At 72.5% G+C, this 13,065-nt stretch carries 14 protein-coding genes; 10 read left to right on the forward strand and 4 right to left on the reverse strand.

What is annotated here, in order from left to right; all coding sequences use genetic code 11:
• The first annotated feature begins 38 nt into the window (after positions 1-38).
• From ACQP10_RS16615 to ACQP10_RS16630, 4 genes are all read left to right on the forward strand, one after another.
• Positions 39-1,055 carry an Acg family FMN-binding oxidoreductase gene (locus ACQP10_RS16615; protein ID WP_433541671.1) on the forward strand — a complete coding sequence of 339 codons (1,017 nt, stop codon included), beginning with the start codon at positions 39-41 and terminating at the stop codon, positions 1,053-1,055.
• 17 nt (positions 1,056-1,072) lie between these two features.
• On the forward strand, positions 1,073-1,912 hold the full coding sequence (locus tag ACQP10_RS16620; protein ID WP_399500611.1) for a universal stress protein: 840 nt from the start codon (positions 1,073-1,075) through the stop codon (positions 1,910-1,912).
• 112 nt (positions 1,913-2,024) lie between these two features.
• The gene (locus ACQP10_RS16625) at positions 2,025-2,468 is read left to right on the forward strand and encodes a CBS domain-containing protein (protein ID WP_346019825.1); all 444 of its coding nucleotides are present in this window, start codon (positions 2,025-2,027) and stop codon (positions 2,466-2,468) included.
• The gene (locus ACQP10_RS16630; protein ID WP_346019824.1) at positions 2,465-3,757 is read left to right on the forward strand and encodes an ArsB/NhaD family transporter; all 1,293 of its coding nucleotides are present in this window, start codon (positions 2,465-2,467) and stop codon (positions 3,755-3,757) included. Before ACQP10_RS16625 ends, ACQP10_RS16630 begins: the two co-directional genes overlap by 4 nt.
• 7 nt (positions 3,758-3,764) lie before the next feature.
• On the opposite strand, the gene ACQP10_RS16635 is transcribed toward ACQP10_RS16630, so the two are convergent.
• Positions 3,765-4,343: a TetR/AcrR family transcriptional regulator gene (locus ACQP10_RS16635; RefSeq protein WP_346019823.1), complete on the reverse strand. Its 579-nt coding sequence runs from the start codon at positions 4,341-4,343 to the stop codon at positions 3,765-3,767.
• Positions 4,344-4,401: 58 nt separating this feature from the next.
• On the opposite strand from ACQP10_RS16635, the gene ACQP10_RS16640 reads away from it, so the two are divergent.
• Positions 4,402-5,547 (forward strand): FAD-dependent oxidoreductase, encoded by a 1,146-nt coding sequence (locus ACQP10_RS16640; protein ID WP_433541672.1) that lies wholly within the window; start codon positions 4,402-4,404, stop codon positions 5,545-5,547.
• 82 nt (positions 5,548-5,629) lie between these two features.
• Positions 5,630-6,544, forward strand: coding sequence for an SDR family oxidoreductase (locus tag ACQP10_RS16645; RefSeq protein ID WP_433541908.1), 915 nt, complete (start codon positions 5,630-5,632; stop codon positions 6,542-6,544).
• 21 nt (positions 6,545-6,565) lie between these two features.
• Here the strand turns inward: ACQP10_RS16645 and ACQP10_RS16650 are convergent, their stop codons facing one another.
• Both ACQP10_RS16650 and ACQP10_RS16655 read right to left on the reverse strand, forming a co-directional pair.
• On the reverse strand, positions 6,566-7,288 hold the full coding sequence (locus ACQP10_RS16650; protein WP_433541673.1) for a WYL domain-containing protein: 723 nt from the start codon (positions 7,286-7,288) through the stop codon (positions 6,566-6,568).
• On the reverse strand, positions 7,231-7,539 hold the full coding sequence (locus tag ACQP10_RS16655; protein ID WP_433541674.1) for a helix-turn-helix transcriptional regulator: 309 nt from the start codon (positions 7,537-7,539) through the stop codon (positions 7,231-7,233). Before ACQP10_RS16655 ends, ACQP10_RS16650 begins: the two co-directional genes overlap by 58 nt.
• A 358-nt stretch (positions 7,540-7,897) precedes the next feature.
• Here ACQP10_RS16655 and ACQP10_RS16660 point away from each other — a divergent pair, with 358 nt between their 5' ends.
• On the forward strand, positions 7,898-10,063 hold the full coding sequence (locus tag ACQP10_RS16660; protein ID WP_433541675.1) for an anthranilate synthase component I: 2,166 nt from the start codon (positions 7,898-7,900) through the stop codon (positions 10,061-10,063).
• Between the two features lie 268 nt (positions 10,064-10,331).
• Positions 10,332-11,057 (forward strand): FAD-dependent thymidylate synthase, encoded by a 726-nt coding sequence (gene thyX, locus ACQP10_RS16665; protein ID WP_399500614.1) that lies wholly within the window; start codon positions 10,332-10,334, stop codon positions 11,055-11,057.
• 175 nt (positions 11,058-11,232) lie between these two features.
• Here the strand turns inward: thyX and ACQP10_RS16670 are convergent, their stop codons facing one another.
• Positions 11,233-11,373: a hypothetical protein gene (locus ACQP10_RS16670; protein ID WP_433541676.1), complete on the reverse strand. Its 141-nt coding sequence runs from the start codon at positions 11,371-11,373 to the stop codon at positions 11,233-11,235.
• Between the two features lie 17 nt (positions 11,374-11,390).
• On the opposite strand from ACQP10_RS16670, the gene ACQP10_RS16675 reads away from it, so the two are divergent.
• Together ACQP10_RS16675 and ACQP10_RS16680 are read left to right on the forward strand one after the other, a co-directional pair.
• On the forward strand, positions 11,391-11,867 hold the full coding sequence (locus tag ACQP10_RS16675) for a GNAT family N-acetyltransferase (RefSeq protein ID WP_352356362.1): 477 nt from the start codon (positions 11,391-11,393) through the stop codon (positions 11,865-11,867).
• A 43-nt stretch (positions 11,868-11,910) separates the two neighbouring features.
• Complete coding sequence (locus ACQP10_RS16680) at positions 11,911-13,002, forward strand: IS630 family transposase (protein WP_433541677.1); 1,092 nt, start codon at positions 11,911-11,913, stop codon at positions 13,000-13,002.
• The last annotated feature ends 63 nt before the right edge of the window (positions 13,003-13,065 follow it).

Below are 13,065 nucleotides of genomic sequence, written 5' to 3' on the forward strand. Positions count from 1 at the left end.
CGGACCGCCTCCGCGTGGACGCCCGGCGGAGGACGGTCATGAGCGCTCACCCGATGGAGGAGATCATCTCGGCGACGAGGGCGGCGGTCCAGGCCGCGGTGTGGGCGCCGTCGGTGCACAACACCCAGCCGTGGTCCTTCACCGTCGAGGGCGACGAGATCGCCATGCGCGCCGACGGCGACCGCAGGCTGCGGATCGGCGACGCCGCCGGCCGCGAGCTGCTGATCAGCTGCGGCGCGGCCCTGATGAACGTCCGGCTCACGCTGCGCCGCCTCGGCCACGAGCCCCTCGTGCGGGTCCTGCCCGATCCCGACCGTCCCGCCCTGGTGGCGACCGTGCGGATCGGCGGGACGGTCGTCCCCGACGAACACACCGTCCGGCTGCACGCCGAGATCGAACGCCGCCGCACCCACCGCGCCGGGTTCACCGAGCTGCCCGTCCCCGAGCGCCTGGAGGAGACGCTGGCCGCCCAGGCCGCCGCCGAGGGGGCGCGGCTCACGCCGATCCGCGCCGAGGCCGCCGTCCGGGTGCTCGCCGCGCTCACCTGCGCCGCCCAGGACGTGCAGTCGCAGGACCGGCTGTTCTCCCTGGAGGTGGTCCGCTGGGCCCGGCCGCCGGGCAGCACGCGCGGCGACGGCGTCCCGGCCGGCGGCTACCCCCGCGAGCCCCGGCGGACGCGCCCGCACTTCGCCCAGCGCGACTACGCCCACGGCCACCCCTGGGGCAACGACAGCGACCAGTTCTTCGGCACCTCCACCGGTACGGTGGCCGTGCTGACCACGCGCGGCGACTCCCGCGAGGACTGGGTCACCGCCGGCCAGGCCCTGCAGCGCGTGCTGCTGCACGCCTCGGCGTACGGGCTCAGCGTCGCCTTCCACACCCAGGCGCTGGAGGCGCACCACCTGCGGGAGTTCATCCGGCAGGAGCTGCTGTCCGGCGAGTACCCACAGATGATCATGCGCCTCGGGTTCACCTTCGACGAGAACGCCGCCACCCGGCGGCCGGTCTCCGAGGTGCTGGAGGAACGCCCGCCGCGCCGACCCGCGGGCCCGTGAGAGCAAGGGAGGACACCGTGATCCTGGTGGGAGCCGACGGCTCGCGCGCCGCTCTGGACGCCGTGAGCTGGGCGGTCCAGGAGGCCCGCCTGCGCCGGACCGCGCTGCGCGTCGTGCACGTCATGCCGGCCTGGCCGCTTCAGATGGCCGAGGACGCCCCGTACGCCGACGTGGGCCGGTGGATGCGCGACGGGGCCGCCGCCACGCTGACCGACGCGCTGGGGCGGGTGGAGGAGGAGGGCGGCGGCGTCGAGACGGACACGGAGCTGCTGCCCGGCGAGCCCCGGAGCGCGTTGCTGGAGGCCGCCCGGGAGGCGGAGCTGCTGGTGGTGGGCAGCCACGGGCTGGGCGGTTTCCGGGGGATGCTGCTCGGCTCGGTCGCGCTCGGCGTGACCGGCCGCGCCCCCTGCCCGGTGGCCATCGTGCGCGACCTGCCCGCCCGCTCGCGCGGCGAGGTGGTCGTCGGTGTCGACGGCTCCCCGGAAGGCGCGGCGGCCGTCGACCTCGCCTTCACCGAGGCGGCCCTGCGCGGCGCCCCGCTGCGGGCCGTCCACGCCTGGGGACGGCCCGCCGTCCCGCTCCAGGTGCGCGCGGCGGCCGGGAGCGAGCGGCGGGCACTGGCCGAGGCCCTGGCCGGCCGGGGTGAGACCAACCCGGACGTCAAGGTCATCGAGCAGGTGGAGCAGGGCCACCCGGTCGCCGTGCTCAGGGACCTGTCCGCGCGGGCCGACCTGCTGGTCGTAGGGTCGCGCGGGCGCGGCGAGCTGGGCGGCCTGCTGCTCGGCTCGGTGAGCCACTCGCTGATCCACCACGCCGCCTGCCCGCTGATCGTGGTCCCCGGCCCGCCGGAGCGCTGAGCCCGGCCCCTCCGAAGTCGTTCCGCGGCGGCTTGATAGGTTGTCCGGCGGGGTGAGCCGGGAAGACTGGTCGGCGCTTCCGTTGTCGACCCCGAAAGTGCCGGTGCATTCGATGCGCGCCCGTGACCTCGTCAGCGAGTTCCCGACCATCCCTCTCGACGCCCCGGCGGCCGACGCCGCCCGGATCGTGGCCGACCGGCACCTGCTGGCGCTGATCGTCGTCGACGCCGGCGGCTCGCCCGTCGGCGTGCTGCCCGCCACCTCGGTGCTGCGCCTGGCCGTGCCGCGCTACTGCCTGGACGATCCCGCGCTGGCCCGGGTGGTGGACGAGGCGCACGCCGACGCGTTCCTGCGGTCGCTGGCCGGGCGCACCGTCCGCGACTGCATGCCGGACGACCCCCGTGAGCTGCCGGTGACCGACCCCGACGCGACCGTGCTGGAGGTGGCCGCGCTCATGGCGCGCACCTCCAGCCCGCTGGTCGCGGTCATGGACGAGGGGCGCCTGCTGGGAGCCGTCCTGCTGACCAGGCTGCTGGGCCGGGTGCTCTCGTCGTGACGGTCACCGCGTGGCTGACGGTCGCGATCTTCCTTGTCGCGTACGCGCTGATCGCCACCGAGAAGGTCAACCGCGTCGCGGCGGCGCTCGGCGGGGCCGGCATCATGCTGGTCATCCACGCCACCGACGGCCGGGCCGCGTTCTTCTCCGAGCACTCCGGGATCGACTGGAACGTCATCTTCCTGCTGCTCGGCATGATGATCATCGTCGGGGTGCTCAAACAGACGGGCGTCTTCGAGTATCTGGCGATCTGGGCCGCCAAACGGGCCAGGGGCCGCCCCTTCCGGCTCATGGTGCTGCTCCTGGTGATCACGGCGCTCGCGTCGGCGCTGCTGGACAACGTCACCACGGTCCTGCTGATCGCCCCGGTGACGTTCCTGGTGTGCGAGCGGCTCGCGCTGCCGGTCGCGCCGTTCCTCATCGCCGAGGCCATGGCGTCCAACATCGGCGGCACCGCCACCCTGGTCGGCGACCCGCCCAACATCATCATCGCCAGCCGCGGCGGGCTGACCTTCAACGACTTCCTCGTCCACCTGGCGCCGCTGGTGGTGGTGCTGATGGTCGTGTTCATCGGCCTGTGCCGCCTGCTGTTCCGCAGGGCGTTCGTCTACGACCCCGAGCGCGCCGCGGAGATCATGCAACTGAACGAGCGCGAGGCCATCGCCGACCGCCGGCTGCTGTGGCAGAGCCTCACGGTGCTCGTCCTGGTGCTGGCCGCCTTCGTCCTGCACCCGGTGTTGCACTACGAGCCGTCGGTGGTGGCGATCCTCGGCGCCGGGATCCTGGTGGCGGTCACCAGGGTCACCACCGAGGAGGCGATCCGCGAGGTCGAGTGGCCCACCCTGGTGTTCTTCGCCGGGCTCTTCGTCATGGTCGGCGCGCTGGTCGAGACCGGCGTCATCAAGCAGGTCTCCCAGGCCGCCGTCGAGGCCACCCAGGGCCGCCTGGGGGTGGCCACGCTGGGCCTGCTGTGGATCTCCGCCGTCATCTCGGCGATCGTGGACAACATCCCCTACGTGGCGACCATGAGCCCGATCGTCGCCGAGCTGGTGAACGCCAACGGAGGCAACGGCCCGGCGCAGGTGCTGTGGTGGGCGCTGGCCCTCGGCGCCGACCTGGGCGGCAACGCCACCGCGGTCGGCGCGGCGGCCAACGTGGTCGTCCTCGGCATCGCCGCGCGCAACCGGACGCCGATCAGCTTCTGGGAGTTCACCAAGTACGGCCTCGTCGTCACCTTCGTCACCGTCGCGGTCGCCACGCCGTACCTGTGGTTCCGCTACCTCGCCTAGTCCCGTCCTACCGCTCCGGGTCATCGTGCGCTGCGCAGCCGTGCACGATGACCCGGACCGTGTTCCGGACGACGTCCCTGCCGACGCTCCCGGGCGGCGCGGTGACCAGGGTGAACAGCGCGCCTCCGTAGAGCGCGATCAGGGCGGGGATCTTCTCGCGCGGGATGGCGAGGCCTAGTTCGTCGTGGTGGCCGGCGGTGATCCGCAGCGACGTGTCCTGCAGGCGCGCGAGCGCCGAGGCGAGCGCCGGTCGGCGCACGGCCTCCAGCCGTAGTTCGAAGATCGCCAGATAGCGGTCGCGCAGCGTGGTCGCCGCGGTGAGCAGCGACTCCGTCAGCAGGTCCACCAGCGTCGCGGGGTGCCCGACGGCCCGGCCGGTGTCGGCGTGGTGGAGCTCGACGATGCGCTCCGCGGCGGCCACCAGCAGCGCCTCCCGGTCGCGGAAGTAGTTCGAGGCCGTGCCCGGCGGAAGTCCCGTGTGCCTCTCCACCGCTCGGTGGGTCAGTCCGTGCACGCCCGATGACGCCAGCAACTCGATGGCGGCATCGGCCAGAGCCCGGCGACGGGCCGGATTGGTGGGCGGCATGCGGCCATGGTACCAATAGGCGTACTAGTACGATCGTAGTGAATAGGCGGGAGGCCCGATGAGGATCGTGGTGGTCGGCGCCGGGCTCGGGGGACTGGCGGCCGCGGTGGGCCTGCACCGCCTGGGACATGAGGTGACGCTCTTCGAACGGGGTGCCGAGCTCCGGGAGGCGGGCACCGGGATCGTGGTCATGCCCAACGGGCTCCGCGCGCTGGACGAGCTGGGGCTGGCCGAAGGCGTCCGCGGGCACGCCGTGCACGCCGCCCGCGCGGGACTGCGGGACCGGCGCGGGCGTCCGCTGTTGGTCACCGACGCGGTTCAGGCGCAGCAGGACGTCGGGACCCCCGCCATCGTCGACCGGGCGGAACTGCACCGGACGCTACGCGCCCCGCTGCCCGCCGACCTGGTGCGGACCTCGGCTCCGGTCGAGTGCCTGGAGTCCGACCCCGACGGGGTGACCGTGATCGGCGACGGAGAACCCGTTGCGAGAGCGGACGCCGTGATCGCCGCCGACGGCATCCGCAGCGCGTTGCGCGGGCAGCTCTTCCCCGGCCACCCCGGGCTGCGGCGGACCGGCCGGATGGACCTGCGCGGCATGCTGTCCCGTCCTGCCGGCCTGACGACGGACCTGCTCGCCAATCAACTGGTCGACCGCCGCACCGGGGCGATGTTCGGTCTGTTCCCCGTCGGCGAGGACCGCCTGTACTGGTTCACCGACTCCGTCCTGCACGGCGCGCCCCCCGGCGCGGAGGAGGCGCGCCGGGAGATGCTGACCCTGATGGCCGACTGGCATCCCCTCGTCACGGAGCTGATCGAGGCCACCCCGCCCGCCGACATCCACGTCGATCCGATCACCCGTCTGGCCGGACCCCTGCCCTCGTTCGCGGTCGGCAGGATCGCGCTCCTCGGCGACGCCGCGCACGCCATGCCGCCCGATCTCGGCCAGGGCGCCAGCCAGGCCTTCGAGGACGCGGCCGCGCTGACCCGCCATCTGGCCGGCGCCCGGCCGGCGGACGCGGCCCGTCGGCTCCTGCGCTACGACGCCGAGCGCAGGCCCGCCGCCAACCGCATGATGCGGGCGGCGTCCCGGCAGTCACGGCTGACCTCGCAGACCGGAGCCGCCGCCTGGCTGCGCGACGCGCTGCTGCGCGCCGTACCGTCCCGGCTGGCCACCCGGCGGCTCGCCGCCCTCTGGCGCGCCTAGCGGGCGCGCACCCCGGGGCGGGTGGAGGATCACCGGGAAAACATGACAATGGGTGTCCTCTTTCGGCGGCAGCATCGTCGCCATGCACAACACGCTGAAGGACAAGGTCGCCGTGGTCGCCGGGGCGACGAGGGGGACCGGCCGGGCCATCGCGGTGGCGCTGGGCGAGGCGGGCGCCACGGTCTACTGCACCGGCCGGACCACCCGCGGGGCGCGTTCGGAGATGAACCGCCCCGAGACCATCGAGGAGACCGCCGAGCTGGTGACCCGCGCCGGCGGCCGGGGCGTCGCCCAGCGGATCGACCACCTGGAGAGCGACCAGGTGCGCGCGCTGGCCGAGCGGATCGACCGCGAGCACGGCCGCCTCGACATCCTCGTCAACGACATCTGGGGCGGCGACATGTTCGCCAAATGGGACGTCCCGGTCTGGGAGCACCCGCTGGACGACGGGCTGCGCCTGATGCGCCTGGCGATCGACACCCACCTCATCACCAGCCACCACCTCCTGCCCCTGATGATCAGGAATCCCGGCGGCCTGCTCGTCGAGGTGACCGACGGCACCGCCGAGTACAACGCCGCCAACTACCGCCTCTCCGTCTTCTACGACCTGGCCAAGACCTCGCTGAACCGCCTGGCGTTCTCCATGGACCACGAGCTTCGCCCGCACGGCTGCGCCGCCGTCACGCTGACGCCCGGCTGGATCCGCTCGGAGGCGATGCTGGAGCACTACGGCGTCACCGAGGAGAACTGGCGCGACGCCACCGCCCGGGAACCGCACTTCGCGATCTCCGAGTCGCCGGCCTTCGCGGGCCGGGCCGTCGCCGCGCTGGCCGCCGCCGACGACCGCGCCCGCTGGTCGGGACAGACCGTCTCCAGCGTCCGGCTCGCCCGCGCGTACGGGGTCACCGACGTCGACGGCAGCGTGCCCGACGCCTGGCGCTACATGGAGGAGGTGCAGAGCAAGGGCAAGCCGGCCGACACCACCGGTTACCGCTGACCGGCCCCACCCGGTCCGTCCTCAGCCCGGCACGTCCTCGTCCCCGGGCCCGCCGTACAGGGCGTTCATCCGCGCGGCCGCCCCGGCCATGAGCGCGCGCAGCTCCGGCGGATCGAGGACCTCCACCTCGGGCCCCAGCCCCAGGAGCTGGCCGTAGGCGACCTCCAGCGACTCGACGGGCAGCGACACCGTGACCCGGCCCTGCCCGTCGGGCTCGGTGGCCGACGCCAGCGCCTCGTCCAGGGCCGCCGGGTCGGCGAAGACCCGCAACCGGCGGTGGCCGACGGGGCTGAGCCGTACGGTGACCCGCGTCCGCAGCAGCGAACGGGCGAACTCGGCGGCCCGCTCCTCCCAGAACGCCGCCAGGTCGAAGCCGCGGTCGCGCTCGAAGCGCCGGTCGGTGTGCGCCTCGACCCCCGAGAAGCGGTCCACCCGGTAGATCGCCGAGCGCGTCGCCAGGTACCAGACCCCGGCCTTGAGCACCAGCCCGTACGGCTCCAGCGTCCGGGGCGCGCCCCGGTAGAGGCCGGTGACGGGGTGGTCGCCCCACACCGCCCTGGCCAGCGGGGCCAGCGCCTCCGGAGGAGGCCCGCCCCCGGCGAACCAGCCGGGGGCGTCGAGGTGGAAGCGCTGCGCGGCGCTCGCGGGGGCGTCGCGCGCGCCGGGCGACAACGCCGCCGCCGCCTTCAGCCGCGCCGAGGCCGCCACCTCGCCGAGCCCCATCTCCCGCAGCGCCCGCGGCACCCGGACAGGAACAGCGCCTCCGCCTCGGCCCGGTCCAGGCCCGTCAGGCGGGTGCGGTACCCCTCCAGCAGGCGGTAGCCGCCGCCCCGGCCGCGGTCGGCGTAGACCGGCACCCCGGCCTCGGCCAGGGCGAGCACGTCGCGGTGGACGGTCCGCTCGGAGACCTCCAGCTCGCGGGCGAGCTCCGCGGCGGTCATCCCGCCGCGCGCCTGGAGCAGCAACAGCAACGACATCAGCCTGGCCGCACGCACCCGCCGACCCTAACCCGCCCGCCGTACGGCCCGGCCCCGCCGCGCCCCCGAGCGTCGCGCCGCCGTACGGTCTCCGCCGTGAGCCTCCGGACCCGGGCACCGGGCCGCCGCGCCCGCCGCGCCCGCCGTACGACCCGCTCACCGTGCGGCCCGGCCCGGTGCGGGCACGTTGCATGATCACGGTTTCCGCCGGTACCCTTGCGGCATGCGAGACCTCGACACCCTCCAGTGGTGGCGCCGCTGCTAGGCGGCGCGTGTTTCGCATTCGCGAAGTGGACAGACGGCCGCCCGGGAAGGCGGCCTTTTCTGTTTCCGCCTCCTTCCGGGCATCGAGCGACCAAAAGGGACGAGGCTGCAAGTGGAGACCAGCGGATATACCACTGCCGGTGGCATCGGCGTCGAAGTCACGACGTCCGATGTGCCGGAGAGCATGCTGGAGGACGTCGTCACCGCTCTCGGCGAGCGCCGCGGCGGCGTGCTCTCCTCGGGGATGGAGTATCCCGGCCGCTACAGCCGGTGGCACCTGGCCTACGCGGACCCCTGCCTGGAGATCGTCGCCCGCGGGCGCAGGATCTCGGCCCGCGCCCTGAACGACCGCGGCCGGGTCGTGCTGCCCGCCGTCGCCTCGTGCATGCTGGCCGCCGGCAAGCCCACCGGCGAGCCGACCGCCGACCACGTCGAGGTCCACGTCGCAGAGTCCGAGGACATCCTCCCCGAGGAGATGCGCAGCCGCCGGCCCACCGTCTTCACCGCGATCCGCGAGATCATCGCCGCCTTCAGCGGCGAGGACGAGCACCTGGGCCTGTACGGCTCCTTCGGCTATGACCTGGCCTTCCAGTTCGAGCCGATCCGGCAGGTCCTCACCCGGGCCGACGACCAGCGCGACCTCGTGCTGCACCTGCCCGACCGGATCATGGTGGTCGACCGCAAGCGGGAGACCAGCAGGGAGTACCTCTACGAGTTCACCGTGGACGGCGTCTCCACCCGCGGCCTGGCCCGCGAGGGCGAGAGCGTCCCGCTGCCTCCCGCCCCCGCCGAGGTCCCCGCCGCCCCCGCCAAGGGCGCCTACGCCGAGGTCGTCGCCGCGGCCAAGGAGAAGTTCGTCCGCGGCGACCTGTTCGAGGTCGTCCCCGGCCAGGTCTTCCACGGGGTGTGCACCGACCCGGCCGGCTTCTACCGCACCCTGCGCAGGCGCAACCCGGCACCGTACGAGTTCCTGTTCAACCTCGGCGACGGCGAGCACCTGGTCGGCGCCTCCCCGGAGATGTACGTCCGCGTCAACGGCGACCGCGTCGAGACGTGCCCCATCTCCGGCACCATCGCCCGCGGCGGCAACCCCATCGAGGACGCCGAGGCCATCCGCACCCTCCTGAGCAGCGTCAAGGAGGAGTCGGAGCTGACCATGTGCACCGACGTCGACCGCAACGACAAGTCCCGCATCTGCGTGCCGGGCAGCGTCCAGGTCATCGGGCGGCGCCAGATCGAGATGTACTCCCGCGTGATCCACACCGTCGACCACATCGAGGGCCGCCTGCGCCCGGAGTTCGACGCCCTGGACGCCTTCCTCACCCACATGTGGGCCGTCACCGTCACCGGCGCCCCCAAGACCTGGGCGATGCAGTTCATCGAGGACCACGAGGAGACCACCCGCCGCTGGTACGGCGGAGCCGTCGGCTACATCGGCTTCGACGGCTCGATGAACACCGGCCTGACCCTGCGCACCGCGCAGATCCGCGGCGGCGTCGCCACCGTCCGGGCGGGCGCCACCCTGCTGTTCGACTCCGACCCCGGGGCCGAGGAGCGCGAGACCGAGCTCAAGGCCAGCGCACTGCTCGAAGCCCTGGCCGCGGTCGGCGAGGAGCGTGAGCAGGCGCCGGCCCCCGAGGCCCCCAGGACGGGGGAGGGCCTGAAGGTGCTGCTCGTGGACCACGAGGACTCCTTCGTCAACACCCTCGCCGACTACTTCCGCCAGCAGGGCGCCGAGGTCGTCACGCTGCGCCACGGCTTCCCGGCCGCCATGATCGACGAGATCGCGCCGTCCCTCGTGGTGCTCTCGCCCGGCCCGGGCTGGCCCGTCGACTTCGGCCTGTCGTCGCTCATCGACGCCCTCTACGAGCGCGACCTGCCGGTGTTCGGCGTCTGCCTCGGCCTGCAGGGCATGGTCGAGCAGGCCGGCGGCACGCTGGAGCTGCTGGCCAGCCCCGAGCACGGCAAGCGCGGCCAGGTCAGGAGGACCGGCGACAGCGCCCTCCTCGACGGCCTGCCCGAGGAGTTCGTCGCCGCCCGCTACCACTCGCTGCACGCCAAGCAGCCCGGCCTGGTGGGCTTCACCGCCACCGCCCTCACCCCCGACGGCGCGGTGATGGCGATCGAGGACGCCGAACGGCGGCGCTTCGCCGTGCAGTTCCACCCCGAGTCGATCCTCACCGCCGAGGGCGGCGCGGGGGCCCGCATCATCTCCAACGTGCTGCGGCTCTGCCGCACCGACGCGGCCGACGCGGTCGGCGCGCAGCGGGCCCGGTAGCCGGCGTCCCGGCGGGCGCGGGCGGTACGGCCCGCGCCCGCCGGGGCCACCGGGCGGGGTGCGGGCCCGCCGGGGTACGGCAGGGTACGGCCCGCGCCCGCCGGGGCCACCGGTCCTCCGCCGTCCCGGTGCGTACCCGATGGCCCCCCGAGCCCCTGACGTGCCCGGTTCCGGTCGCGGCGCACCGGCCCGTCCCCTCCGGGCGGCTCCGGCGGACGGCGCTAGGCTTGCCTGTGCCCGCGAACCGCCACCGGAAGGTCTACCGCCCATGGACGACAGTCAGCCGCGTTTCCTCGACGACGTCACCGTCGAGCTGGTCAGGAACAGCGCCTCGGACACCGACGTGCTCTGGGCCGCGCGGGTGTCGACCGCGGGGGAGCAGTCCCTGGAGGAGATCAACAAGGACCCGGAGCGGTCCAGGGGACTGATCAACTACCTCATGCGCGACAGGCACGGGAGCCCGTTCGAGCACAACTCCATGACCTTCTTCATCAGGGCGCCCATCTTCGTCTTCCGGGAGTTCCACCGCCACAGGGTGGGATGGTCGTACAACGAGGAAAGCGGGAGATACAGGGAGCTTCAGCCCGATTTCTACGTTCCGGGCCGGGAGCGCAGGCTCGTCCAGGAGGGGCGGCCGGGCAAGTACGTGTTCGTCGAGGGGACCGACGAGCAGCACAAGCTGGTGACCGAGGCGATGGAGGACTCCTACCGGCAGTCCTACGCCGCCTATCAGGAGATGCTGGAGGCCGGCGTCGCCCGCGAGGTGGCCAGGGCCGTGCTGCCGGTGGGCCTGTTCTCCTCGATGTACGCCACCTGCAACGCCCGGTCCCTGATGCACTTCCTGTCGCTGCGCACCAAGAGCGAGCAGGCCAAGGTGCCCTCGTTCCCGCAGCGGGAGATCGAGATGGTGGCCGAGAAGATGGAGGCCGTCTGGGCGGGGCTGATGCCCCTCACCCACGCCGCGTTCGTCGCCAACGGCCGCGTCGCCCCCTGACCGGCGTCCTACGGCGGCGCACGGCCCGCCGGAAGGCGCCGTCTCCGGCGGCGTGCTCCCGTGACCGGTGCGCCGTGCTCCCGTGACCGGTGCGCCGGTTTCGGCGCGTCGGTTTCGGTGCGTCGGGTTCGGTGCGTCTCCCTTCGAGGAGGGAGACGCACCGGCCACCCCTACCTCATCCGGCCCGCACGGCATGGGCCGCGGTGAAGGCCAGGAGGGAGGCGGCGGTCCGCTGCGGATCCTCCAGGATGGGGGAGTGCCCGAGCAGGTCGATCCGGATGACGCGGTAGTGTCCTGAGTCAGGAGTTCTGTCCATATATGTAGGCTGGGTTCATGACGTGTGATATTCGCGCATACCGAGGCCCAGATGACGCCACAGCGACCTTCGATGTCTTCCAAGCCGCGATTCGCCAAACGGCCTCGTTGGTTTACGGACCGCGCCAGGTGGACGCATGGGCTGGCCCCGCTCGCACCGACCTGAGCGATTGGGACAGGCGGCGGCAAGAAGCGTCGACCCTGGTGGCAGAAGTTGATGACACTGTCGTGGGGTTCACGGACCTGCTGCCGGACGGCTTGGTTGACATGCTGTTCGTTCATCCACGATCAGGGGGCAGGGGTGTTGCACGCGCCCTGCTCACTGCCATCATGCGCGAGGCGCGTGCCCGTGGGCTCACCGAACTGCGGACCTTGGCCAGTCGGAGTGCTCAGCCTGCGTTCGAACGCCTCGGATTCACTGTGGTCGCCCATCGCCCGGACAACACGGTCCGTGGGGTCGTCGTCCCCAACGTAGAAATGCGTCGCCGCCTCTAGCATCCTGAGTCAGGAATTCTGTTCATAACTCTATGCTGGTGTCATGGCGAGTACGGGGCGGCCGAAGGCCGAGCTGGTGTTGTCCGAGGACGAGCGGGCGGCGCTGGAGGGTTGGGTGCGGCGCAGGTCGACGCCGCAGTCGTGGGCGTTGCGATGCCGGATCATCCTGGAGTGCGCGACGGGCGCGACGAACAAGGACGTCGCGCAGCGGCTCGGGTCGATGCCTCACGCGGTCGGGCGGTGGCGGGCCCGGTTCGTCGAGCATCGGATCGCGGGCCTGGGTGACATGCCACGCTCGGGCGGGCCCCGGTCGGTGACCGACGAGCAGGTCGCGGCACTGGTGACCAAGACCTTGGAGAGCACACCGAAGAACGCGACGCACTGGTCGACCCGGTCGATGGCCAAGGAGATCGGCATGTCGCAGTCGACGGTCTCGCGGGTCTGGCGGGCGTTCGGCCTGCAACCCCACCGGGTCGAGGAGTTCAAGCTGTCCACCGACCCGTACTTCGTGGACAAGGTCCACGACGTCGTCGGGCTCTACCTGGATCCGCCCGAGCGGGCGCTGGTGTTCTGCGTGGACGAGAAGTCGCAGATCCAGGCGTTGGACCGCTCCCAGCCCGTGCTGCCGATGATGCCCGGAATCCCGCAGCGCGTGACCCACGACTACGTCAGGGCCGGCACCACGACCCTGTTCGCCGCCCTGGAGATCGCATCCGGCAAGGTCATCGGGTCCCTGCACCGCCGTCACCGCGCCGAGGAGTTCAAGAAGTTCCTGATCACCTTGGACAAGCAGACCCCCGCGGACCTGGACATCCACCTCGTGCTCGACAATTACGCCACGCACAAGACGCCCGCGATCCGCACCTGGCTGGTCGCCCACCCGCGGTTCCATCTGCACTTCACCCCGACCGGGTCGTCCTGGCTCAACCTCGTGGAGCGGTGGTTCGCCGAGCTGACGAACAAGCAGATCCGTCGCGGCGTGCACAAGTCCGTCCAGGCCCTGGAGAAGGACATCCGCGACTGGATCTCGACCTGGAACACCGAGCCGCGGCCCTACGTCTGGACCAAGACCGCCGACGAGATCCTCGAACGCCTCGCCGGATATCTGAACAGAATTCCCGACTCAGGACAGTAGGAACCGGTCAGCAATGGGACCATCGGGTCCCACGAGCGGGTCGAGGAGGCGGACCCGTGGATG

The sequence above is a fragment of the Streptosporangium sandarakinum genome (assembly GCF_050942225.1).
GTDB lineage: Bacteria > Actinomycetota > Actinomycetes > Streptosporangiales > Streptosporangiaceae > Streptosporangium > Streptosporangium nondiastaticum.